The 23259-nt window shown below is 57.2% G+C and carries 27 protein-coding genes and 2 pseudogenes; 14 read left to right on the top strand and 15 right to left on the bottom strand.

Annotated elements, in window-relative coordinates; all coding sequences use genetic code 11:
* Nucleotides 1–69: 69 nt before the first annotated feature.
* The 11 genes and pseudogenes from RHM58_RS14815 to RHM58_RS14765 all read left to right on the top strand — a co-directional run bounded on the left by RHM58_RS14815 (nucleotide 70) and on the right by RHM58_RS14765 (nucleotide 6008).
* Nucleotides 70–868 (top strand): annotated as a pseudogene (locus tag RHM58_RS14815) (LexA family transcriptional regulator).
* A gap of 145 nt (nucleotides 869–1013) precedes the next feature.
* The gene (locus tag RHM58_RS14810; RefSeq protein ID WP_322270638.1) at nucleotides 1014–1211 is read left to right on the top strand and encodes a hypothetical protein; all 198 of its coding nucleotides are present in this window, start codon (nucleotides 1014–1016) and stop codon (nucleotides 1209–1211) included.
* Nucleotides 1208–1774, top strand: a complete 567-nt coding sequence (locus tag RHM58_RS14805; protein ID WP_322270637.1) for a deoxynucleotide monophosphate kinase — start codon at nucleotides 1208–1210, stop codon at nucleotides 1772–1774. The genes RHM58_RS14810 and RHM58_RS14805 overlap by 4 nt, the downstream gene beginning before the upstream one ends.
* Nucleotides 1775–1869: 95 nt before the next feature.
* A complete protein-coding gene (locus RHM58_RS14800) occupies nucleotides 1870–2061 on the top strand; it encodes a hypothetical protein (RefSeq protein WP_322270636.1) in 192 nt (63 codons plus the stop codon).
* Complete coding sequence (locus RHM58_RS14795) at nucleotides 2058–2441, top strand: hypothetical protein (protein WP_322270635.1); 384 nt, start codon at nucleotides 2058–2060, stop codon at nucleotides 2439–2441. Before RHM58_RS14800 ends, RHM58_RS14795 begins: the two co-directional genes overlap by 4 nt.
* Nucleotides 2438–2680, top strand: coding sequence for a pyocin activator PrtN family protein (locus tag RHM58_RS14790; RefSeq protein WP_322270634.1), 243 nt, complete (start codon nucleotides 2438–2440; stop codon nucleotides 2678–2680). Before RHM58_RS14795 ends, RHM58_RS14790 begins: the two co-directional genes overlap by 4 nt.
* Nucleotides 2681–2739: 59 nt before the next feature.
* Nucleotides 2740–3090, top strand: a complete 351-nt coding sequence (locus RHM58_RS14785) for a hypothetical protein (RefSeq protein WP_322270633.1) — start codon at nucleotides 2740–2742, stop codon at nucleotides 3088–3090.
* Nucleotides 3091–3132: 42 nt separating this feature from the next.
* The gene (locus RHM58_RS14780; protein ID WP_322270632.1) at nucleotides 3133–3945 is read left to right on the top strand and encodes a DUF2303 family protein; all 813 of its coding nucleotides are present in this window, start codon (nucleotides 3133–3135) and stop codon (nucleotides 3943–3945) included.
* Between the two features lie 74 nt (nucleotides 3946–4019).
* Nucleotides 4020–4439, top strand: a complete 420-nt coding sequence (locus RHM58_RS14775) for a hypothetical protein (RefSeq protein ID WP_322270631.1) — start codon at nucleotides 4020–4022, stop codon at nucleotides 4437–4439.
* Nucleotides 4440–4605: 166 nt separating this feature from the next.
* On the top strand, nucleotides 4606–4803 hold the full coding sequence (locus tag RHM58_RS14770; RefSeq protein WP_122588920.1) for an excisionase: 198 nt from the start codon (nucleotides 4606–4608) through the stop codon (nucleotides 4801–4803).
* A complete protein-coding gene (locus tag RHM58_RS14765) occupies nucleotides 4770–6008 on the top strand; it encodes a site-specific integrase (protein ID WP_322270630.1) in 1239 nt (412 codons plus the stop codon). The genes RHM58_RS14770 and RHM58_RS14765 overlap by 34 nt, the downstream gene beginning before the upstream one ends.
* 22 nt (nucleotides 6009–6030) lie before the next feature.
* Here the strand turns inward: RHM58_RS14765 and RHM58_RS14760 are convergent, their stop codons facing one another.
* The 3 genes from RHM58_RS14760 to RHM58_RS14750 form a co-directional block, all read right to left on the bottom strand.
* Nucleotides 6031–6321: a hypothetical protein gene (locus tag RHM58_RS14760; protein WP_322270629.1), complete on the bottom strand. Its 291-nt coding sequence runs from the start codon at nucleotides 6319–6321 to the stop codon at nucleotides 6031–6033.
* A 267-nt stretch (nucleotides 6322–6588) separates the two neighbouring features.
* Nucleotides 6589–7149 carry a hypothetical protein gene (locus RHM58_RS14755; RefSeq protein WP_322270628.1) on the bottom strand — a complete coding sequence of 187 codons (561 nt, stop codon included), beginning with the start codon at nucleotides 7147–7149 and terminating at the stop codon, nucleotides 6589–6591.
* The gene (locus RHM58_RS14750; protein ID WP_322270627.1) at nucleotides 7146–7589 is read right to left on the bottom strand and encodes a hypothetical protein; all 444 of its coding nucleotides are present in this window, start codon (nucleotides 7587–7589) and stop codon (nucleotides 7146–7148) included. Before RHM58_RS14750 ends, RHM58_RS14755 begins: the two co-directional genes overlap by 4 nt.
* Nucleotides 7590–7858: 269 nt before the next feature.
* Between RHM58_RS14750 and mutS the strand changes: the two genes are divergently transcribed.
* Nucleotides 7859–10426: a DNA mismatch repair protein MutS gene (gene mutS / locus RHM58_RS14745; protein WP_201205155.1), complete on the top strand. Its 2568-nt coding sequence runs from the start codon at nucleotides 7859–7861 to the stop codon at nucleotides 10424–10426.
* Between the two features lie 142 nt (nucleotides 10427–10568).
* Entirely contained in the window at nucleotides 10569–10907 is a 339-nt protein-coding gene (fdxA, locus tag RHM58_RS14740) for a ferredoxin FdxA (protein ID WP_201201117.1), read from the top strand.
* A 562-nt stretch (nucleotides 10908–11469) separates the two neighbouring features.
* On the opposite strand, the gene rpoS is transcribed toward fdxA, so the two are convergent.
* From rpoS to RHM58_RS14700, 8 genes are all read right to left on the bottom strand, one after another.
* On the bottom strand, nucleotides 11470–12477 hold the full coding sequence (gene rpoS, locus RHM58_RS14735) for an RNA polymerase sigma factor RpoS (protein ID WP_201201115.1): 1008 nt from the start codon (nucleotides 12475–12477) through the stop codon (nucleotides 11470–11472).
* A 105-nt stretch (nucleotides 12478–12582) separates the two neighbouring features.
* The gene (locus RHM58_RS14730) at nucleotides 12583–13440 is read right to left on the bottom strand and encodes a peptidoglycan DD-metalloendopeptidase family protein (protein ID WP_201201113.1); all 858 of its coding nucleotides are present in this window, start codon (nucleotides 13438–13440) and stop codon (nucleotides 12583–12585) included.
* Between the two features lie 211 nt (nucleotides 13441–13651).
* Nucleotides 13652–14287 (bottom strand): protein-L-isoaspartate(D-aspartate) O-methyltransferase, encoded by a 636-nt coding sequence (locus RHM58_RS14725; RefSeq protein WP_201195881.1) that lies wholly within the window; start codon nucleotides 14285–14287, stop codon nucleotides 13652–13654.
* Between the two features lie 41 nt (nucleotides 14288–14328).
* Nucleotides 14329–15078 carry a 5'/3'-nucleotidase SurE gene (gene surE, locus RHM58_RS14720; RefSeq protein ID WP_201201111.1) on the bottom strand — a complete coding sequence of 250 codons (750 nt, stop codon included), beginning with the start codon at nucleotides 15076–15078 and terminating at the stop codon, nucleotides 14329–14331.
* Entirely contained in the window at nucleotides 15066–16124 is a 1059-nt protein-coding gene (gene truD, locus RHM58_RS14715) for a tRNA pseudouridine(13) synthase TruD (RefSeq protein WP_201201109.1), read from the bottom strand. The genes surE and truD overlap by 13 nt, the downstream gene beginning before the upstream one ends.
* Nucleotides 16121–16594 carry a 2-C-methyl-D-erythritol 2,4-cyclodiphosphate synthase gene (ispF, locus tag RHM58_RS14710; RefSeq protein ID WP_137808032.1) on the bottom strand — a complete coding sequence of 158 codons (474 nt, stop codon included), beginning with the start codon at nucleotides 16592–16594 and terminating at the stop codon, nucleotides 16121–16123. Before ispF ends, truD begins: the two co-directional genes overlap by 4 nt.
* A 53-nt stretch (nucleotides 16595–16647) precedes the next feature.
* The gene (fghA, locus tag RHM58_RS14705) at nucleotides 16648–17493 is read right to left on the bottom strand and encodes an S-formylglutathione hydrolase (protein WP_201201107.1); all 846 of its coding nucleotides are present in this window, start codon (nucleotides 17491–17493) and stop codon (nucleotides 16648–16650) included.
* 8 nt (nucleotides 17494–17501) lie between these two features.
* Nucleotides 17502–18614 carry an S-(hydroxymethyl)glutathione dehydrogenase/class III alcohol dehydrogenase gene (locus RHM58_RS14700; protein WP_201256060.1) on the bottom strand — a complete coding sequence of 371 codons (1113 nt, stop codon included), beginning with the start codon at nucleotides 18612–18614 and terminating at the stop codon, nucleotides 17502–17504.
* Between the two features lie 107 nt (nucleotides 18615–18721).
* Between RHM58_RS14700 and RHM58_RS14695 the strand changes: the two genes are divergently transcribed.
* On the top strand, nucleotides 18722–19618 hold the full coding sequence (locus tag RHM58_RS14695) for a LysR substrate-binding domain-containing protein (RefSeq protein WP_201201103.1): 897 nt from the start codon (nucleotides 18722–18724) through the stop codon (nucleotides 19616–19618).
* A gap of 166 nt (nucleotides 19619–19784) precedes the next feature.
* On the opposite strand, the gene ispD is transcribed toward RHM58_RS14695, so the two are convergent.
* The 4 genes and pseudogenes from ispD to kdsA all read right to left on the bottom strand — a co-directional run bounded on the left by ispD (nucleotide 19785) and on the right by kdsA (nucleotide 23255).
* Nucleotides 19785–20492 (bottom strand): 2-C-methyl-D-erythritol 4-phosphate cytidylyltransferase, encoded by a 708-nt coding sequence (gene ispD / locus RHM58_RS14690; protein ID WP_322270626.1) that lies wholly within the window; start codon nucleotides 20490–20492, stop codon nucleotides 19785–19787.
* A complete protein-coding gene (gene ftsB / locus RHM58_RS14685; RefSeq protein WP_201195494.1) occupies nucleotides 20489–20767 on the bottom strand; it encodes a cell division protein FtsB in 279 nt (92 codons plus the stop codon). Before ftsB ends, ispD begins: the two co-directional genes overlap by 4 nt.
* A 170-nt stretch (nucleotides 20768–20937) precedes the next feature.
* A pseudogene (locus RHM58_RS14680) lies at nucleotides 20938–22253 on the bottom strand (phosphopyruvate hydratase).
* A 156-nt stretch (nucleotides 22254–22409) separates the two neighbouring features.
* Nucleotides 22410–23255 carry a 3-deoxy-8-phosphooctulonate synthase gene (kdsA, locus tag RHM58_RS14675; RefSeq protein ID WP_092272409.1) on the bottom strand — a complete coding sequence of 282 codons (846 nt, stop codon included), beginning with the start codon at nucleotides 23253–23255 and terminating at the stop codon, nucleotides 22410–22412.
* Nucleotides 23256–23259: the final 4 nt, after the last annotated feature.

The following is a 23259-nucleotide window of genomic DNA, read 5'->3' as shown; positions in this document are numbered from 1 at the left end:
TTTAAACAGCAAGAAAAAAAGACGTACAGCTGTTTTGAAAAAATAAGCCTTCCTTATAAATTGGGAAGCATGATTATTTCGACCCCCTTTATCGCCGACGATGAGATCCGAAAAGCCGAAGCCATGCGCTTGAAGGCTATTTATCAGGATCGCAAACGGGATGATCCGACCCTAACGCAGGACAAAATCGCCGATTTGTGCGAATGGTCCGGGCAAAGCGTGGTCAGCCAATACTTGAATAACCGCATCCCTCTCAATCTCGGAGCGTTAATCAAATTCGCGAACGTGTTGGGTTTTTCGCTTGAAGAGGTCAGTCCGCGCCTAGCTGCCTTTGCCGAAATGCCCCGCTTGCGGCATTCGCAAGGCAACTCTGAAAGCTCTAGGGTCCCCGACTGGGAAATGCATCAGATTGAAGTGTGGGATGACGAGACGCCGCTAGGCCCTGATGAAGTCGAGCTGCCATTCCTTTAAGGAAGTAGAATTGTCTGCGGGTAATGGATCTCAGGTAAGGCTTGAAACAAACGGACGTAAGCTACGTTTCGGCAAGCGAACCCTGAAAAGAAAAAGCATTGATCCCGCCTCAGCAGGATGCGTTCCAGTCACAGGAAACAGTATGGAGCCCGTGCTTCCGGATGGTAGTACCGTGGGTGTAGACACCGCGAATACAACCATTCAAGACGGCAAGATGTACGCCATCGATCATGATGGCCAATTGCGTGTGAAGCTCCTCTACCGACTGCCAGGGTCAGGATTACGCCTTAGGAGCTACAACACTGAGGAACATCCGGATGAACGCTACGATGGCGACTATGTGCAGCAACACATTCGTATCATCGGTAGGGTTTTCTGGTACTCCGTGATGCTTTAACCAATCTCATTCGAAAAGGCCCATAAGGGCCTTTTTTCTGCCTACTAATTTTATTTTGCTAATTTTATAAGTGTTACTGTTGACTTATTAAATCAGTAATACTAATTTTGCACTGGAATCTGCCTCTCACCAAAGAGATTGCCCCATGCAAACCACACAGCACAGCCCTACCCGCTGCCCGGTGTATCTACACCCCGCCGCGTGCACCAGCCCGCAGGCGGTTGACGCCATCGAGAAACACACCGGTCTGCTGGTGATAGTCACTCCGGGCTGCCGCCTGGCGCCTGCGAAAACAGACGTAGTCGACGGCGGCTTCGGCCCGTTCGGGGGTGATGCAGCATGAAGCCTCTTCTGATTGGTCTTTCTGGTCACGCCCGCGTCGGCAAAGACACCGCAGCACAGCATCTGGTGAACCACCACGGGTTCCAGTCTTACGCGTTCGCCGATCCACTGCGCGATGGGTTGATGCACATCCTCAACCTGAGCCCCTGCGACTTCGAAGGCGCGCAAAAGGAACTCCCGCTTCCATGGCTGGGACGTTCACCACGTGAACTTATGCAGTCCTTGGGCACCGAGTGGGGCCGCAACGGCGTGCACCCTGAACTGTGGCTGCTACTGGCCGCGCAGAACCTCGACCTGCTGGCCCGCACCCACGACACCGCACGCGGCTTCGTGGTCAGTGACATACGGTTCAACAACGAAGCGGACTTCATCCGCAAGCGAGGCGGCGTCGTAGTTCACATGGATCGCGTGGCAGCAACACCCGTAAACCCACACAGCAGTGAAAACGGAATCCGGTTTGCTCTTGGCGACTTGCGGCTACCAAACGATGGTCCCTTCGATGAGCTGTTCACAAACATCAACCACATCGTGGACACGCTGCACACCCGCGCAGCAGTCGCCTGAGGACAGCGCCATGAACCGCACCCTGGACGAAACCGCCGCATTGCTCGGACTCAAGCTCCCGCGCCTTCCGCACCAGGCTGCGGGAGCTGGGCATATTGAACAGCAGCGGCGACCTTGCCAGCCAGCACCGCGACCGCGGCTACCTGTTCTCGGACCCGCGTAGCACGCTGATTCCGTCGCTCAATAAATGCCGTTACTACTCCGTGGTGATGGTGAAGGACAACGGAGTGACCTGGCTGGCCAAGAAGCTGGGAGTCACCATCACCAACAAGGACGCCGCCGCATGAAGACCAATCAACTCAACGCCTACACCCAAGCGCTCGGCGCCCTGAAACTGATCCCGATCTACTTGAGCTGCCCGGGCGTGATAAGCCGCGCCACGCTACTGGGGGCCTCCACCGAGGCTGTTCAGTTACTCGAATCCATGCCAGTGCTGAGCACCGAGCTGGCCGAAGTGTTTCGTTGCGTCAACAACGTAATCCTCGAAGGCCAGATCGCCTACGTCACCCCTACCAACTCGCCCGAGTATCCCTTTGGCGCTGTAGTAGCTGACGAAAAAGGTCACGTCTGTGCCGCCGGAATTGGAAAAAGCAAAGAGGGGTTGGCCGAACTGATCCGCCTGAAGTTGGTGCCCCCGTCGGAGGGGTTCGGGGAGGTTGCAGCGTGAGCAATACACTTGAACAACTACGCCGTCAATTCGCTACGCCCTGCCCGACCTTGTCGGTGGTCCGCGAACAGTACTTCACGCATATCCGGACCGATCGCTACTTGCTGACCGAAATCAAGGCCGGTCGTATCGCACTGGTTGTGAAGCGCCTACACGGCTCAGCCCGCGCACAACGGGTTGTGTACCTGCACGACTTGGCCGACTTCCTCGACGCCCAAGCGATGAAGGAAGCGGCCTAAATCAACGGTATCCCCTGCCGTCCAGGGGCAAACAACTCGCACCCAACGAGGCACAGCACATGAAACCTACAGACACCGCCGAGTTTATCGGCGAGCTCAACGCCGGCGTATTCGCAAACCAGATCGGTCATGCCCTTTCCGAAGTAGCGACGGGCGTCGTCGATAACGGCAAGGTCGGCTCAGTCACGCTGACCTTTACCCTGAAACAGATCGCCGACAGCCATCAGGTCACGGTCAACCACAAGCTCGCCTACAAGGTGCCAACGAAGCGCGGCAGCCGCACTGAAGACACCACGCTCGACACGCCGATGCACGTTAACGAGGGCGGCCGCTTGACGTTGTTTGCCGAAGCCCCTCGCGCCGGCCAACTGTTCAACAGAGACGAAGCACCGGTGCACGCCAAATCCTAAACAAAGCCGCTCCATGCCTCTCACCAACAGGAACTCGATCCAATGGAAGCCAAAGCAATTCAGTTGATTCAAGACACCGCCGTTCTGGCTTACGCCAAGCAGCTCAACACCTTCACCCCGACGCTGGTACTGCCGTCGGACCAAAAGATCCACAGCATCGAGAAGTTCCAAGCTGCACGCAGCCGCTTCCGTGGAGCGCTCACCACCCACTCACTGCTGGACTTCGGCAACTACGTGATGGCGCAAAGCGCTGATGTCGTTGCCTCTGGCTTTGTCGATGCAGAATCCATGTCGTGTGTCGTGATTTTCAACCTGGGCGACACCAAAGAGCCAGGGCACGGCGACTTCACCGCCACCCTCAACCTGAGAAAAACCGCCGCCTTCCGAGCACTTGAGCGTGCTGCCTCCATCCAATTCGCGCAGAAAGACCTGAGCGACTGGATTGAGGATTGGGCATCGAACCTTCAAGCCCTTGCAGCCGATGACTGTCAGATCGATTTGCGCAAAGCCGCGAGTGCCATCCGCTCCATCAGCATCGAGCAAGCGCGCAAGAGCGAACACGTCGTCGGCGACCTGAGCTCATCCCGTTCGGCGATGGACCAGATCGAAGCCAAATCATCTGAAGGACTGCCAGCTGAATTCCTATTCACCGTCGAGCCATACGAAGGGCTGAAGGTCCAGATCATCCGCCTCCGCGTTGCAGTTCTTACCGGCGGTGACAAGCCCCTACTGCGCCTGCGCTGGATCGGCGAAGAGCAACTGCGCGAAGACCTCGCACAAGAATTCAAGGATGTCGTTCAACAAGAAGTCGGCGGCGGCGCGAAGCTGACCATCGGCAGCTTCAACCTGGGCTAAGCACCACTACAACACTCCGCCGCCGGCCTCTCACCAATGATCCCGGCGGCGGGCTCTACCGAGGTACACAGCACATGACAGCAATTCAGATTTGCGCACTGATCGCTCTGACCCTACTCGCAGGCCTCACTTACTGGACAGGCTATCGCGGAGGCTTGATCAATGGCCGCACTGAGGGAATCGAAGAGGGTAAGGATATTAAGCAGTCCGACAACTCAGAGGCGATTCGCGCCCTGAACCTGTCGCTTGACCAGGCACGTGAACACCAAAAGCAGCTCTACGCCCACTACGAGCTCGCGCTTGCCGCTTCGAGACTTGGTGAACCAGCTCGTCAAACCCTATTGGAGATCGCAGAAAAACTGCGGATCGCGGCCGAAACATTCAGCGCCTTTAAGACCGGTAAAAAGCTTGAACGGGATTCACTCTCCCTCCGCGACAAGGCTTTGGCCATGGCGAGTCTCCTGGAGCCGGTAGCGCAGGTAAATGCCCCATGACAGCTCTTCGCCGAACAGTCCGAATACGGAGTGGACAAATGCCGCCCCTCGACCTGAACGTCATCTGTGACAAATGCGACAAGTCGCGGGCTCACGGCAACCACCAAAAATGCAGCAAACAGCGCCAAGCCGAAGGCATCGCAAGGCTCGCAGGGGAGAAACAGCAATGAGCCTTCCACGCTGGGTAATGATCAACCGCGCTTCAGAACTAACGGGCTACAGCGAAGATGCCATCCGCCACAAAGTGAAAAACGGCACCTGGGCTCAAGGCCGGATCTGGCGCAAAACGCCAGACGGCCGCATTGCCATCAACATGACGGAGTACGACAAGTGGGCCGAGAGCGCACCGCAGCAAGCGGCTTAGAGGCGGAGCTAGCCAAACACAAGGGGATTGAACTACATGGAGGCAACATTCGCGTCGTGTTCATGTGGCGGCGAATCCGCTGCCGCGAATCCCTCGGCCTTCCGGTAACCAAAGCCAATATCAAGCATGCCGCCCTACTGAGGGCGGCGATCATTCATGAGATCAAGACAGGGCACTTTGATTACGGCCGACACTTCCCTAACTCGAAGAATGCAACCAACTACACCAACGTAAAAGACGAACGCATAGCAGCGCTGATGGAACGTTACAAACCGCTAAAGGCCGTCGACATAACTCCCATGACTGAAGAGAAATACGGCTATGCATTGGATATCTGTACGGAGCTGCTTGGACCAGATCGCCTGGCGGGCATTCTCCTGCCCGAAGACATACAACTACTCAGGACACAATTAATCGCCACCCGAGCACCGTCGACGGCGAACCATTACTTAGCAACTTTTGCCGGATTCTTGGCGTGGTGCGAGAGTAACAGCTACTGCCGTAAAGGACTTTCTGCCGCTTGCATTCGATTCGCGATGATAGGTCGAGAGCCGGACCCATTGACGAAGGGTGAGTTTGAACAGCTGCTTAGCAAGGGTTGCCTTCATCCACAAGACTCAGCCGCAATCACTCTCGCCGTTTACACGGGCATTCGCCCAGGTGAAATGTGCGCGCTTGCAGTCGAAGACCTCGATCTGGAAGCGGGGCAAATCAACATCACGAGGGCTATCACAGCGGACGGAACATTCAAAGTCCCCAAAACAGGAAAGCCTCGGGTAGTACTTTTGATGCCACCAGCTATAGAGGCCTGCAGAGTCCTGATGAAACTGGTAGCCGATCACGTACCGAGGGAGATCGAGGTGTACATGAACCGCCACGAAAGCCGCACTGAAACGGTCACCCCGCTGCTTTCCCCGACAACACAAGCCCGAAAAAAAATCATCAACCACTGGTATGTTCCAACCTCTTGGAATACCAAGTGGGCAGCGATTCAAAGGCGTTCTGGCATTCGAACCCGCCGACCTTACCAGACTAGGCACACCTACGCTTGCTGGTGCCTAACTGCCCGTGGAAACCTTGCGTTTATTGCGAAGCAAATGGGCCACAAGGACTTCACCATGCTAGTAGAAGTGTACGCAAAATGGATGGATGACGAATCGCCAACAGAATTACTACACATATGGAAAAGACTTAGTGGGCACTAAATCGAGAAATAGCGCCAGAGACTCACCGAGCGAGCTTTATAAGTTTTTCGCGCCGTGCCTCACTAGCAGCCCGCACTCCCGCCCTAACCTCATCCGCACTATCATCAACTAGATTATTGAGTGCAAAAGAATGTATATCATAAATCTGAAATGGCAGAATAAGCATTCTGTAGGAGCCTAAAAAGAAAAAGCCTGCAGAAAGAAAAACAGCTACATCCTTATCCAATGGGAGCTTTGTCTTTATAGCCAGCATAGTCAAAAGACAGAAAATCACACAGATCAAAAATGAAAATAGCGTATTGAGTTGAGACATCAAAATATACTTGGTTTTTAAAACATACCGCAATGTCTGCTCATATGTGAGCTTAGCTACAAACTGACTTCGGCCAGAAAAAACATCGACATAATCACAAAACCAATGATCACGCCGGAAAATGAAATCAATGCATTGAGTAAGCCTTCATCAACAAAATCAGAAAACAGAAGGCTTAAACACGCACCTATTGAAAATACAACCATATTAAACGTCAAGTATACCGAGTTGCTTTGTGACGCTCGCGCCACATCCGCCAACTCCCTATTAACCAGCTGGACGTTCCTTAACTCTTCGGGCAGTAGGTACGAAAATTTCATTATCTGCAAGCGCTCCGAATTCGTCTAAAATCCTTTTCCCATTCCTTCCTGGCGCACATAAGTCCTCGAGATAGCCAACCATCTTATGTCCCAGCTCCGCCCTATCGGGGTTTTTACCACCGACATCCGCGACCTCAATCGTCCTTTTGATCTTGAACTTCGATAGCCCACGAATAGAAGATCCATCCGAGAGGTGTATTATAACACTATCAATTTCATCCTGCTGCTGCGCTTCGTCGTACGCCTCAATTACTTTGTCAACAGGCAATCTGTCTTTTGATTTCCACTCAACGGTCATCATTCCGGAGCTAGGCATATAACTTTTTACGCCCGACAGCATCCCCAACAATTCACTTTGAGCATTAGGAACCGACTCACTCAGACCAAGTGTAAAACCTACAGCACCATTCCCACGTTCGATTTCACTCCTTAGACCAGAAGAAACCGCATCAGTAAAGTAAAAATTAAACCTTCTGCCGAGCTGATGATCTTTTACCAACCTATTCAAGTAACGCTGTATAAAATTAATCCCCCCGCACCACGAGTACTTTCAATTATCGCTGCCCTCCCATAAACGAGAACATGCGAGATTTGAATCAACTCCCGAGCATCTTCCTCCCCATCTGCACGCTCATCAATTACAGCATTTTCTTGATGAGGGTCGGGCGTAAGAGTTTGAGGGATGGTGCCGGGCTCATAAGACCAAACTTCAAAAAGAACTGTTTGATCATCCAAGTCCTGAAAATTATTGAAAAAATAACATTGCTGTGGAACACGGGTACCGTCGGCGAGCGCAATCATTTGCTCCCAGATTCGAGACCCTACAGTTGGGCAAAGATCACGGACTGTTCTCATCAAGTCGACGAGCGTCACTTCTTCGCCAGGCTTTTGAGGTGAGAACTGAACAGGCTTGAGCTGCAGGGTACGACTGATAGGCTTACGTGCCATGGTGATCCTTCGGGAATTCCAAATGCGCCCCTGATACCACCTTCAGTCGACTATACAGCCGGATCGGTTGGAGCCATCCAGGGCAATGAATTGACAGCTGTCACGCGCCTCACCCATGTTAACCTCGCCAGCATGAACGCAACGCACCAACAACATAGCTATATGATGGCATTTTTCCAAGTTTAATTGAGCCCGTCCGACAATCGAAACGCCCCATTTTTGCCCCACACTTTCGAATGAATAACGCTAAGTCACTGATGAATAAAGCAATTTCAGATCTATCCAGTCACACGCCGATGATGCAGCAATACTGGCGCCTGAAGAACCAGCACCCCGACCAGCTGATGTTCTACCGCATGGGTGACTTCTACGAGATCTTCTATGAAGACGCGAAGAAGGCCGCCAAGTTGCTGGACATCACCCTGACCGCCCGTGGGCAGTCGGCCGGCCAGGCGATTCCGATGTGTGGGATTCCTTACCACGCCGCCGAAGGCTACCTGGCGAAACTGGTCAAGCTCGGCGAGTCGGTAGTGATCTGTGAGCAGGTCGGCGACCCGGCCACCAGCAAAGGGCCGGTGGATCGTCAGGTGGTGCGGATCATCACGCCGGGTACGGTCAGTGATGAAGCGCTGCTGGATGAGCGTCGGGACAACCTGATCGCAGCGGTGCTGGGTGACGAGCGTCTGTTCGGGCTGGCGGTGCTGGACATCACCAGCGGCAACTTCAGCGTGCTGGAAATCAAAGGCTGGGAAAACCTGCTGGCGGAACTGGAGCGGGTCAACCCGGTAGAGCTGATGATCCCGGATGACTGGCCAAAGGATCTGCCGGCGGAAAAACGCCGTGGGGTTCGTCGTCGTGCACCGTGGGATTTCGAGCGTGATACGGCGCTGAAAAGTCTCTGCCAGCAGTTTTCCACCCAGGACCTTAAAGGCTTCGGTTGCGAGAACCTGACCCTGGCCATCGGCGCCGCCGGTTGCCTGCTCAGCTACGCCAAGGAAACCCAGCGCACCGCCCTGCCGCACTTGCGTAGCCTGCGTCATGAACGCCTGGACGACACCGTGGTGCTGGACGGCGCGAGCCGTCGCAACCTGGAGCTCGACACCAACCTGGCCGGGGGTCGCGAGAACACCCTGCAATCGGTGGTCGATCGCTGCCAGACCGCCATGGGCAGCCGTTTGCTGACCCGTTGGTTGAACCGTCCACTGCGGGACTTGACCGTGTTGCTCGCGCGTCAGACTTCGATCACCTGCCTGCTCGACGGCTACCGCTTCGAGAAGCTGCAACCACAGCTCAAGGAAATCGGCGACATCGAGCGGATTCTGGCGCGGATCGGTCTGCGCAATGCCCGTCCTCGTGACTTGGCGCGTCTGCGCGACGCCCTCGGTGCACTGCCCGAGCTGCAAGTGGCGATGACCGAGTTGGAAGCCCCGCACATTATTCAACTGGCCGCGACTACCAGCACCTACCCGGAACTGGCGGCGTTGCTGGAAAAAGCCATTATTGACAACCCGCCGGCCGTCATCCGTGACGGCGGCGTGTTGAAAACCGGTTACGACGCCGAGCTGGACGACCTGCAATCGCTCAGCGAAAACGCCGGGCAGTTCCTGATCGACCTCGAAGCCCGCGAGAAGGCCCGCACTGGCCTGTCGCACCTGAAAGTCGGCTACAACCGCATTCACGGTTACTTCATCGAGTTGCCAAGCAAACAGGCCGAGTCGGCGCCAGCGGACTACATCCGTCGCCAGACGCTCAAAGGCGCCGAGCGTTTCATCACGCCGGAGCTGAAGGCGTTCGAAGACAAGGCGTTGTCGGCCAAGAGCCGCGCGCTGGCCCGCGAGAAGATGCTCTACGAAGCGCTGCTCGAAGACCTGATTTCGCAACTGCCGCCGTTGCAAGACACCGCCGCCGCACTGGCCGAGCTGGACGTGCTGAGCAACCTCGCCGAGCGAGCGCTGAACCTCGACCTGAACTGCCCGCGCTTCGTCAGCGAGCCGTGCATGCGCATCAGCCAGGGTCGTCACCCGGTGGTCGAGCAGGTGCTGAGCACGCCGTTCGTGGCCAACGACCTGAGCCTTGATGACAACACCCGCATGCTGGTGATCACTGGTCCGAACATGGGCGGTAAATCCACCTACATGCGCCAGACCGCGTTGATCGTGTTGTTGGCGCACATCGGCAGCTTCGTTCCGGCGGCCAGTTGTGAATTGTCCTTGGTGGACCGGATCTTTACCCGGATCGGTTCCAGTGATGACTTGGCCGGTGGCCGTTCGACCTTCATGGTCGAGATGAGTGAAACCGCAAACATCCTGCACAACGCCACCGAACGCAGCCTGGTGCTGATGGATGAAGTCGGACGCGGTACGAGCACCTTCGACGGTCTGTCGCTGGCATGGGCCGCCGCCGAGCGTCTGGCGTATCTACGCGCCTACACACTGTTCGCCACCCACTACTTCGAATTGACCGTGTTGCCGGAAGCCCAGCCGCTGGTGGCTAACGTGCACCTCAACGCGACCGAGCACAACGAACGCATCGTGTTCCTGCACCACGTGTTACCGGGGCCTGCCAGCCAGAGCTACGGCCTGGCGGTTGCGCAATTGGCCGGCGTGCCGAGCGAAGTGATCGTGCGTGCCCGCGAGCATTTGGGTCGCCTGGAAGCCACCGCCCTGCCGCACGAGGTGCCCAAGGCCGTCAAAGGTAAACCGGCTGCGCCGCAGCAGAGCGACATGTTCGCCAGTCTGCCGCATCCAGTGCTGGATGAGCTGGCCAAACTGGATCTGGACGATATGAGTCCACGTCGTGCGTTAGAAATGCTCTATACACTAAAGACACGGATCTAACGCACTTGCGTGCAAGCTGTTAGAATCTCGCGCGGTTTGGGATGCTGCTGGCTAATAGCCTGGCCAGCAGACTATCGCTCCCGAACCTGGCGACCCCAACGTGAAGGGGCTCCGCTGCCGCCGCCTGAGGAGAAAATTAGAAATGACCTTCGTCGTCACCGACAACTGCATCAAGTGCAAGTACACCGACTGCGTAGAAGTCTGTCCGGTGGACTGCTTTTACGAAGGCCCGAACTTCCTGGTGATTCACCCGGATGAGTGCATCGACTGCGCACTGTGCGAACCAGAATGCCCGGCCGTGGCCATCTTCTCCGAGGATGAAGTCCCGGAAGAGATGCAGGAATTCATTCAGCTGAACGTTGATCTGGCCGAAATCTGGCCGAACATCACCGAGAAGAAAGAATCGATGCCTGATGCGGAAGCGTTTGATCGCGTGCTTAACAAATCTGTAGGCAGCAAGCTGAAAGACCTCGAACGCTGATTACCCCGCGTTCTTGAAAAGGCCCCTTGTGGGCCTTTTTGCTTTTCCGGGATTGAAAGATCAAAAGATCGCAGCCTTCGGCAGCTCCTACGCGCCTGTGGGCGCCGCCGAAGGCTGCGATCTTTTGATCTTGCTTTTCTACAGGCAAAAAAGGGGCGGTTTGACCCGCCCACATTTTTTCCCTATTCCTTGTATTCCTTTTCATCGTCCTGATGAACCGCGTCCTGCGATGTCCTTTCCCCTCTTCCTTGAAGGGCGTGTCTATCCGTCGACACAACCCAGATACTAGAGAATTCCCCGGCAAGAGCAATCGACCGCTGACGCTGAAACTCACTGTCATATGCCGTTAATAAAATTAAATACCTATATAAATCAGCTATTTAAATTCAGCTCACAATTCAAATAGACGACTACCAACCTCTAAAAATACCGAACACTTACGAAAGAGTAAGCCAAGTCTTACAACGCTAGACTACAAACCTGAGATGGCGTCCTGCCGTTCTCCCAGGCAACAAAAAGCCCCGAACCAGTCGGGGCTTTTTGGTGCCGTTGAGTGAATGCCTTATTGAAACAGCGACTCGCTCGACAGGCCGTTCTTCTCGAGAATCTCCCGAAGGCGTTTAAGCCCTTCCACCTGGATTTGCCTGACCCGCTCCCGGGTAAGGCCGATTTCCAAGCCTACATCTTCAAGCGTGCTGCTCTCGTGACCACGCAGGCCGAAGCGGCGAATCACCACCTCACGCTGCTTGTCGGTCAACTCCGAGAGCCACTGATCGATGCTCTGGGACAGGTCATCGTCCTGCAACAGTTCGCATGGATCGGTTGGACGATCGTCGGTAAGGGTGTCCAGCAGGGTTTTATCCGAATCCGGACCCAGCGAGACGTCGACCGAAGAAACCCGCTCGTTCAGGCCCAGCATGCGCTTGACCTCGCCTACCGGTTTTTCCAGCAGGTTGGCGATTTCTTCGGGTGAAGGTTCGTGATCGAGCTTTTGCGTCAACTCCCGTGCAGCCCGCAGGTACACGTTGAGCTCTTTGACCACATGGATCGGCAACCGGATGGTCCGGGTCTGATTCATGATCGCGCGCTCGATGGTCTGACGAATCCACCAGGTTGCGTAGGTCGAAAAGCGGAAGCCGCGCTCGGGGTCGAACTTTTCCACTGCCCGGATCAGGCCGAGGTTGCCCTCTTCGATCAGGTCCAGCAGCGACAAACCACGATTGACGTAACGCCGGGCGATTTTCACCACCAGCCGCAGGTTGCTTTCAATCATGCGTTTGCGCCCGGCCGGATCGCCACTTTGCGACAGGCGCGCAAAATGAACTTCTTCTTCCGGAGAGAGCAGCGGGGAAAAGCCGATTTCATTGAGGTACAGCTGCGTGGCATCGAGTGCCCGCGTGTAGTCGATGTACTTGTGTTGTTTTAGCGAAGCGGAGTGTTTGGATTTGGCGCGAACGGAAGGTGGAGTAGCCCCTTCATCATTCGACATCGAATCCGTAGCGATGCCGGTCTCCATAAGGAGAACCTCATCGTCGATGTCAAACTCCGGCACTTCTTTACTGAGAGCCATTGTTATAGTCCTTTGGTGAGTTCGACCTCAAGCTCAAGCGGCGCCTTTATCCTTGGCAACGCTGGAGCCTGTTCCCTCTACGTGACGGAACAGGCTGACAACAAATCAACGACGTGGCAGGAATTGCAGCGGATCTACAGGTTTACCTTGTCGGCGAATCTCAAAATGCAGTTTCACCCGGTCTGTACCCGTTGACCCCATTTCGGCAATTGTCTGTCCGACTTTGACCTGCTGCCCCTCCCGAACCAACAGCCTGCGGTTATGTCCGTAGGCACTGACGTAGGTATCGCTGTGTTTGATGATGACTAATTCGCCGTAGCCCCTTAAGCCACTCCCGGCGTATACCACCGTCCCATCAGACGCAGCTAAAACAGGCTGTCCCAAATCCCCGGCGATATCAATTCCTTTATTCAAACTACCGTTTGAAGAGAATTTTCCAATTAATATGCCATTAGATGGCCATCCCCAGCCGGTTGGGGCCGGGCCCGCTGGAGGCAGCGGTGCAGGTGCCGGCTTGTTGGCGACGGACGGTGCAACCACTGCTGTGCTGGTGGTTGTGCCATTTGCCTGACGTCGGATTACCGTGGTTTTCAGCGACGACGAAGGCGTTGAATCGGACGAACTGGCCACCTCCGTCGGCGTTGAACCGGTACGACCATCGAAGCGAATTGTCTGACCCGGATGGATCGTATAGGGCGTAGGAATATTGTTCCGTGCTGCGAGGGCTTTGTAGTCCCAACCGTAGCGAAAAGCGATCGAGAACAGGGTGTCTTTCGGCCGAACGACGTACTGACCCGTGGTCACGGCCGGTCGCTGAGCGACGGCTTTGTTGCGATCCACCACGCCTACGGAACTCGATTTGGTACTGGAGCAACCGACCAGCAACGTGCTCAAGACAAGGCCAGTCACCAGGCGCTGAAAGCTTGTTGTACCCATACGCTGCGCAATGACTGTGAGACTCACCCGCCGCTCCCTTTGTGGTGGCTGAAATTGTGGATTGCCGTGTTCCGGCACGAAATGTCGCAAGTATAACGGGCCGTACAGGCTTTACCTTTAATGAAGCGAAATTGCTTCACGCACACGTTTGCTACCCGCCGATAAATCCCGTTTAACCAATCGATGCCGGAGTAAGACCCGAACAATCGAATAGAATTCAGCGCGCAAAAACAAATGCTCAGGCCAGTGGCCCATGGAGCAACGGCACGAAGCGCACAGCCCCCAGAACACGCCTGGAAAAGCCCTGTTCTTCACGGATGATCAGCATCAATTGCTGGACCTCACCGGAGCCGACCGGAATTACCAGTCGCCCGCCCGGCGCCAACTGATCGAGCAGTGCCTGGGGCACGTCGGTGGCGACAGCGGTGACGATAATGCCGTTATAGGGTGCCAGTGCCGGCCAGCCTTCCCAGCCATCGCCCCAACGGAATACCACGTTGCGCAGGTTCAGTTCGACCAAGCGCTCCTTGGCCCGGTCCTGCAGGACCTTGATGCGCTCCACGGAAAACACCCGTTCCACCAGTTGCGACAGCACGGCGGTCTGGTAACCCGAACCGGTGCCGATCTCCATCACCTTGTCCAGAGGACCTGCCTCCAGCAGCAGCTCGCTCATGCGGGCCACCATATAAGGCTGGGAGATGGTCTGGTTATTGCCGATCGGCAGCGCCGTGTCCTCGTAGGCGCGGTGAGCCAGTGCCTCATCGACGAACAGGTGACGCGGTGTACGGCGGATGACCTCCAGCACCTTGGCGTTGGAAATTCCCTCTTCATACAGCCGCTGAATGAGGCGCTCGCGGGTCCGCTGAGAGGTCATCCCGATGCCGCGACGCAGCATATCGTCTTGTTCACGGCCCATTAGCGCAGCCCCTCCAGCCAGCCATCGAGACTTCTGAAGGCATCGTTGAAGGTGCGATCCAGTTGTAATGGAGTGATCGAAACATAGCCCTGCATCACTGCATGGAAATCGGTGCCCGGGCCGCCGTCTTCGGCGTCACCTGCGGCAGCAATCCAGTAACCGGACTTGCCTCGCGGGTCGACGACTTTCAATGGCGCCGCAGCGCGGGCGCGATGCCCGAGGCGGGTCAACTGTATACCGCGGATGTGGTCCAGCGGCAGGTTGGGAATATTCACGTTCAGCACCGTGCGCGGTGGCAACTGGAGGTCAGCATGGGCTTCGACCAGTTTGCGCGCAAAGTAGGCAGCTGTGGGAAGGTTCTCTACTTGTCGTGAGACCAACGAAAAGGCAAACGAAGGCCGTTCCAGGAAGCGACCTTCAAGGGCCGCCGCCACGGTACCGGAGTACAAAACGTCGTCCCCCAGGTTAGCGCCCAGGTTAATACCGGAAACCACCATGTCCGGTTCGCGCTCCAGCAAGCCGTTAAGGCCCAGGTGCACGCAATCGGTGGGTGTGCCGTTGAGGCTGATAAAGCCATTGGCCAGGGTTTGCGGGTGCAACGGACGGTCGAGCGTCAGCGAACTGCTGGCGCCACTTTTGTCCTGGTCCGGGGCGATAACCACGCACTCGGTGTAATCCGCCAGCGCAGCATAAAGCGCGGCGAGACCGGGTGCGGTTACCCCATCGTCGTTAGATATCAGAATACGCATGGGCTGTCCGTCTGCCCCACCGGCACCAGATCGACGAGTTCGCGCACCAATACGGTGGCGAAGCATCCGGCCGGGAGGACGAATTCCAGTTGCAGAATGTCAGGCTCGGGATAATGCCACGTCAACCCACCAATGGGCAGCCGCAGGATGCGACGTTCGTGGCTCATACCGGCGTTAATCAACCAATCGCGCAAGTCTGCTTCGCGGCTGGCGATTTCCTGCTCCAGTTCATGGACAGCGCCCGTGGCCGGCGAGTCACCTTCGCCCCACTGAGGGCCGGTCGGATGCAGGTCAAGAATCGCCAGGCGCGGATCGCTGCATTCAGCTTCACCGGCCGGAAAGAAGCTGCGACTGTCGGTGAAGGCCAGCAAATCACCCACCAACGCACGCTGCCAGGTGCCATCCGCCACACGCGCCGCCAGCACTTGGTTAAACAGGAAACTGCGAGCGGTGGAGAGCAGGCGCGAGCGAACGTTGCGCTGCTCCGGCAACGCCTTGCGTGCAGCCCAGCCGCGCGCGTCAACGACGTTACCGCCGTCAAACCCAAAGCGCTGGGAGCCGAAATAATTTGGAATACCTTGCTTGGCAATCAATTGCAGGCGTTCTTCGATCGCAGCCTTGTCACCAGCAAACTGGGTCAGGCGCAAGGTGAAGCCATTGGCCGAGTGAGCACCGCGTTGCAGCTTGCGCTTGTGCCGGCCGGTCTTGAGGATCTTCAGCGTGTCGTTTTCTGCTGCCGACAGATCCGGATCGGCCTTGCCCGGCAGTTGCACACTGAACCACTGGCGAGTCAGCGCCTGACGATCCTTCAGGCCCGCATAACTGACGGTGCGCAACGGCACGCCGGCCGCCTTGGCAATCCGTCGTGCGGCTTCTTCGGTGTTCAGACCGCGCTTTTCAACCCAGATCCACAGGTGTTCGCCATCGCCGCTGAGCGGGATATTGAGCACTTCATCGACCTGGAAATCTTCCGCAGTGGCTTTCAGTACCGCCGTGCCGAGGGCTTCGCCATAGGCTCGCGGGCCGAGCAATTGCAATTCGTTCATGCGCGCAGCAACAAGGCAACGGAATGCACGGCAATGCCTTCTTCGCGACCGACAAAGCCAAGCTTTTCGGTGGTGGTAGCTTTCACGTTCACTTGATCCAACTCAACTTGAAGATCCGCGGCAATCAGAGCGCGCATCGATTCGATATGCGGGGCCATTTTCGGCGCCTGGGCGACGATGGTGTTATCCACATTGCCGACTTTCCAGCCCTTGGCGTGGATCAGTGCGACGACGTGACGCAACAGCACGCGGCTATCCGCGCCTTTGAATTTTGGGTCGGTGTCCGGGAAGTGCTTGCCGATATCACCCAACGCAGCCGCGCCGAGCAAGGCATCGCTCAAGGCGTGCAGCAGGACGTCACCGTCGGAGTGAGCGAGCAGCCCGAAGCCGTGTGCAATGCGCACGCCGCCCAGAGTAATGAAATCGCCTTCAGCGAAACGGTGCACATCATAGCCGTGGCCAATACGCATAAAAAAACGCCCCGATTTTTGTCAGGGCGTGATTCTACCTGCTTTGTCGGACATTAGGCGCCTAGAGCGCGCGCATGATGCTGTAAGTGATCGTCGATGAAACTGGCGATGAAGAAATAGCTGTGGTCGTAGCCCGGTTGCAGGCGCAACGTCAGCGGATGACCGGCCAGTTTGGCCGCCTGTTGCAGGGCTTCAGGCTTGAGCTGGTTGGCGAGGAAATCGTCGCGATCACCTTGGTCGACCAGCAACGGTAGCTTCTCGGCAGCCTCTGCGATCAGGGCGCACGCATCCCATTCGCGCCACTTGGAACGGTCTTCACCCAGGTAGCGGGAGAAGGCCTTTTGGCCCCACGGGCAATCCATCGGATTGTTGATCGGCGAAAACGCCGACACCGACTGATAACGCCCCGGATTACGCAGCGCGCAGACCAGCGCACCGTGGCCACCCATGGAGTGGCCGCTGATGCCGCGTTTGTCAGACGCCGGGAAATGCGCCTCGACCAATGCCGGCAATTCCTGCACGACATAGTCATGCATCCGATAGTGTCGCGACCACGGTTCCTGCGTGGCATTCAGATAGAAACCGGCACCCAGGCCAAAGTCCCAGGCGCCATCCGGATCACCCGGCACATCGGCGCCGCGCGGGCTGGTGTCCGGTGCGACGATGATCAACCCCAGCTCGGCGGCCATGCGCATGGCACCAGCCTTGTGCATGAAGTTTTCGTCGGTGCAGGTCAGGCCGGACAACCAGTACAGCACCGGCAGTTTGCCGCCCTGCTCCGCTTGCGGCGGCAGGTACACGGCGAACACCATGTCGCAGCCGAGCACGTCTGAGCGGTGCCGGTAGCGTTTATGCCAGCCGCCGAAGCTCTTCTGGCAGGAGATATTTTCCAGGCTCATGACCGACCTCAGAAATGGATGACGGAACGGATGCTCTCGCCTTCATGCATCAGGTCAAACGCCTTGTTGATATCTTCCAGGCCCATGGTGTGGGTGATGAAGGTATCCAGCGGGATCTCGCCGGTCGCGGCCATTTCCACGTAGCTTGGCAGCTCGGTACGACCGCGCACGCCGCCGAACGCAGAACCGCGCCAGACGCGACCGGTGACCAGCTGGAACGGACGGGTCGAGATTTCCTGGCCGGCACCGGCCACACCGATGATGACCGACTCGCCCCAACCCTTGTGGCAGCACTCAAGTGCGGCACGCATCAATTGGACGTTGCCGATGCACTCGAAGGAAAAGTCGACGCCGCCATCGGTCATGTCGACGATGACTTCCTGGATCGGACGGTCGAAGTCTTTCGGGTTCACGCAATCGGTTGCACCCAGTTGCTTGGCGATCTCGAATTTGGCCGGGTTGATGTCGATGGCAATGATCCGCGCAGCCTTGGCTTTAACCGCGCCGATCACCGCCGACAGACCGATGCCGCCGAGGCCGAAAATGGCGACGGTATCACCCGGTTTCACCTTGGCAGTGTTGAGCACCGCGCCGATGCCGGTGGTAACACCGCAGCCCAGCAGGCAGACTTTTTCCAGTGGCGCTTCTTTCGCAATTTTAGCCACGGAGATTTCCGGCAGCACGGTGTACTCGGAGAAGGTCGAGGTGCCCATGTAGTGGAAAATCGGCTGCCCCTTGTAGGAAAAGCGCGAAGTGCCATCCGGCATCAGGCCTTTGCCTTGAGTGGCGCGAATCGCCTGGCAGAGGTTGGTTTTGCCCGACAGGCAGAATTTGCACTGGCGGCATTCCGGGGTGTACAGCGGGATCACATGATCACCGACAGCGACCGACGTTACGCCCTCGCCGATGGCTTCAACCACAGCGCCACCTTCGTGACCGAGGATCGACGGGAAGATGCCTTCCGGATCCGCTCCGGACAAGGTGTAGGCGTCCGTGTGGCAAACACCGGAAGCCACGACGCGCAGCAGGACTTCACCGGCCTTGGGCATGGCGACATCGACTTCAACGATCTCAAGGGGTTTCTTGGCCTCGAAGGCAACGGCGGCGCGCGACTTGATCATGCTGACTCTCCAGTGAATAAAAACGAGACAAGGAGTGTAATACACAGCCTTACGATGAATAATCGGGGCAAATGCAAAATATTATTGCCGTATAGGGATAATCCTAAATGTCAGACAACCGCTGGGAAGGGATCGACGAGTTCGTCGCCGTTGCCGAGTGCAGCCAATTCACCGCGGCGGCTGAACGTCTTGGGGTTTCTTCCTCCCATGTCAGTCGACAAATCGTACGCCTGGAAGAGCGTCTTCAGACGCGGCTGCTGTACCGCAGCACCCGTCGGGTTACGCTGACCGAAGCCGGACAAACCTTCCTGCAACATTGCCAGCGTTTGCAGGATGGACGCGAAGAAGCGTTGCGCGCGGTCGGCGACCTGACCAGTGAACCCAAGGGCATGCTGCGCATGACCTGCGCCGTGGCGTACGGCGAGCGGTTCATCGTGCCGTTGGTGACCCGGTTCATGGGGCTCTATCCGCAGCTTCGAATCGACATTGAGCTGAGCAATCGCCAACTCGACCTGGTTCATGAAGGCCTTGACCTGGCGATCCGCCTCGGCCGCCTGCAAGATTCGCGGCTGGTGGCGACACGTCTGGCACCACGACGCATGTACCTATGCGCGTCACCGTCCTACCTGGAACGGTATGGTCGGCCACACAGTTTGTCGGAACTGAGCCGGCATAACTGCCTCATCGGCAGCTCGGACCTCTGGCAACTGGAACAGAACGGCCGGGAATTTTCCCAGCGGGTGCAGGGAAATTGGCGTTGCAACAGTGGGCAAGCGGTACTGGATGCGGCGCTACAAGGGGTGGGGTTGTGTCAGTTGCCGGACTATTACGTGCTGGAGCATTTGAACAGCGGCGCGTTGATTTCGCTGCTGGAGGCACATCAACCGCCGAACACGGCGGTGTGGGCGCTTTATCCACAGCAACGGCATCTGTCGCCGAAGGTGCGCAAGTTGGTGGATTATTTGAAGGAAGGGTTGGCCGAGCGGCCGGAGTATCGGGGCTAGATACGCTCGCGTATTGTCAGTGACAGGTTTGTTGAACAGACGACCGCCTTCGCGAGCAAGCCCGCTCCCACATTTGATCTCGGGTGGATGCGGGTTCTGGGACCGACGCTATTTCAATGTGGGAGCGGGCTTGCTCGCGAAAGCAATCTGATAGACACCACAGCACTCAGCGGCGATTGGCCCAACGCTGGCGCAACCACTCCAGATCTTCGGGGCGCGTGACTTTGAGGTTGTCGGACCGCCCTTCGATCAGACGCGGAGCCAAACCCGCCCACTCCATCGCCGAAGCTTCATCAGTGATCACCGCATCGGCCACCAGACTGTCGGCCAATGCCCGATGCAACGCGCCGAGGCGAAACATCTGCGGCGTATAGGCTTGCCAGATCACGCTACGATCCACGGTTTCAACAACACGACCGTGCTTATCGACCCGCTTCAAGGTATCGCGCGCCGGCACCGCCAGCAGTCCGCCGACCGGATCATCCGCCAGTTCACTCAGTAACTTATCGAGATCATCACGCGCCAGGTTCGGCCGTGCGGCGTCATGCACCAACACCCAATCCTCATCATCAGCGCCCAGCGCGTGCAAATGCAGCAACGCATTGAGCACCGACCCGGAACGCTCTGCGCCACCCTCAACCCGCTGAATACGAGGGTCAGAGGCACAGGCCAGGTTCGGCCAATAAGGATCATCAATTGCAAGACTGACCACCAACCCCTTCAGGGCAGGATGATCAAGGAAACAGCCGAGGCTGTGTTCGAGAATAGTGCGCCCGCCCAGTTGCAAGTATTGCTTGGGACGGTCCGCGGCCATACGGGCACCGACGCCCGCGGCAGGAATCACGGCCCAGAAGGCCGGTAACGACTGGATCATTGAGCCAACTGGTAAAGGGTTTCACCATCCTTGACCATGCCCAACTCATGACGAGCCCGCTCTTCAACGGTCTCCATGCCTTTTTTCAACTCACTGACTTCGGCGTCCATGACCCGATTGCGTTCCAGCAACCCTTCATTCTCAGCGTGTTGATCCGCGATCTGCTGAGTCAGCTCGGCCACTTGCGCCAGACTGCCATTTCCCACCCACAGGCGGTACTGCAGGCCAGCCAGCAGCAGAAGCAAGATGAGGAACAACCAATTGGGACTGCGCATCGAAATCAGGTATCCAGTGAAAAAAGACAGCCATGCCAAAACTATGAAGCTTCTGATAGCACGAAGCCTGGAAGACCCAGGCTTGTGCTTATAAGGCATCAGATTAGTGGCAAAACCGTCGCTGTCGCGATTTTTTCGACACAATCCGGTGTCTTTTTACTATTTACCACTCAGCCGCGGAACTCGCTGCGGCCGTTGTACTTGGCTTTGCCATTCAACTGCTCTTCGATCCTCAGCAGCTGATTGTACTTGGCAACGCGCTCGGAGCGGGCAGGCGCTCCGGTCTTGATCTGGCCGGCATCCGTCGCGACCGCGAGGTCGGCGATGAAGGTGTCTTCGGTCTCACCGGAGCGGTGCGAGATGACGGTCGTGTAGCCGGCGCGCTGCGCGAGGGCAACGGCGTCGAGCGTCTCGGTGAGGGTACCGATCTGGTTGACCTTGACGAGGATCGAGTTGGCCGATGCTTTTGATCGATGCCTTCTTGGCAGGATGCTCTGGTGTTGGTTACGAACAGGTCGTCGCCTACCAGTCTGCATGATTCTCGCCGATCTTCGTCGGTGAGGATGTTCGTAGCCAGCCCAGTCGGACTTCGTCGAGCGCCATCTTCAATGGAGATGATCGGGTAGCGACTCGGTCGAGCCTTTCGAGGTAGTCCGCGGACAGCTCCTGCGGCAGAACACCTGGCCTTGCGCTCGGACAGGTTGTAGACGCCGTCCTTCGTAGAATTCGGACTGGCGGCGCAGTCGAGTGCCAGGGCCGATGTCCGTGCCGGACGTGTAGCCGGCGTTGGTGATGGCTTCGACGATGACGGTCGAGTGCCGCACGGTTGCTCGGGAGGTTCGGAGCGAATCCACCCTCGTCGCCGAGGCCGGTGGAGAGGCCCTTCGACTTGAGCAGGGCCTTCAGGGCGATGGTACGTCTCGGTGCCCCATGCGGAGGCCCTCGGCGAAGGACTCGGCACCGAGCGGGACTGAACCATGAATTCCTGGATGTCCACGTCGTTGTCGGCGTGCGAGCCACCGTTGATGATGTTCATCATCGGGACCGGCATCGAGTAAACACCCGGGGTGCCGTTCAGGTTGGCGATGTGAGCGTACAGCGGCAGGTCCTGGTCCTGTGCTGCTGCCTTGGCCGCAGCCAGGGAAACGGCGAGGATCGCGTTGGCGCCCAGGGAGCCTTTGTTTTCAGTACCGTCGAGCTTGATCATCGCGTGATCGAGCGCTTTCTGGTCGCTTGGGTCTTTACCCAGCAGCAGGTCGCGGATCGGACCGTTGATGTTGCCTACGGCTTTGAGTACGCCCTTGCCCAGGTAACGGCTCTTGTCGCCATCACGCAGCTCGAGCGCTTCACGCGAGCCAGTGGAAGCACCGGACGGCGCGCAAGCACTACCGATGATGCCGTTATCGAGAAGCACGTCCGCTTCGACGGTGGGATTGCCACGGGAGTCGAGAACTTCACGACCTTTGATGTCGACGATTTTTGCCATTGTTGTAAACACTCCAAAGTTGACGAAAACGACGCAGCTAGAGGAAATCTTTTACCGTCGGCAAGTGATGTGCAGCGGGCAGGCTTGCGGACGATAAGGCTCAGGCCCGGGGGCCTGAACATTAATTCGTGCGGTACTTTACCGGAGAATTGAGGATTACGCGGTTTCTACCGTCGGAAAACTCTTAACCAGTTCGTCCAAAGCTTTGAGCTGGGCCAGGAATGGCTCCAGTTTGTCCAGACGCAAGGCACAAGGGCCGTCGCATTTGGCGTTGTCCGGGTCAGGGTGGGCTTCAAGGAACAGGCCCGCCAACGACTGGCTGATGCCGGCCTTGGCCAGGTCGGTGACCTGGGCGCGACGACCGCCAGCGGAATCGGAGCGACCGCCGGGCATTTGCAGCGCGTGAGTCACGTCGAAGAACACCGGGTATTCGAACTGCTTCATGATGCCGAAGCCGAGCATGTCGACGACCAGGTTGTTGTAGCCGAAGCTCGAACCACGTTCGCAGAGGATCAACTGATCGTTACCCGCTTCCACGCACTTGCTCAGGATATGTTTCATCTCGTGCGGTGCGAGGAACTGGGCTTTCTTGATGTTGATCACCGCGCCGGTCTTGGCCATCGCGACCACGAGGTCGGTCTGGCGCGACAGGAAGGCTGGCAGCTGGATGATGTCGCAGACTTCAGCGACGACCGCAGCCTGTTCAGGCTCATGGACGTCGGTGATGATCGGCACGCCGAAGGCTTGCTTGATGTCCTGGAAGATCCGCATGCCCTCTTCCAGGCCGGGGCCACGGTAAGAGGTCACGGAGGAACGGTTAGCCTTGTCGAAACTGGCCTTGAACACGTAAGGGATACCGAGTTTCTCGGTGACCTTTACGTATTCTTCGCAGACCTGCATCGCCATGTCGCGGCTTTCCAGCACGTTCATGCCACCGAAAAGCACCATTGGCTTGTCGTTGGCAATCTCGATATCGCCTACACGGATGATCTTCTGCGCCATCGGA

This window comes from Pseudomonas sp. 10S4 (assembly GCF_034344865.1).
Lineage (GTDB): Bacteria > Pseudomonadota > Gammaproteobacteria > Pseudomonadales > Pseudomonadaceae > Aquipseudomonas.
The sequence above is the reverse complement of the archived record's forward strand: the minus strand, read 5'-3'. Positions and strand labels throughout refer to the sequence as shown.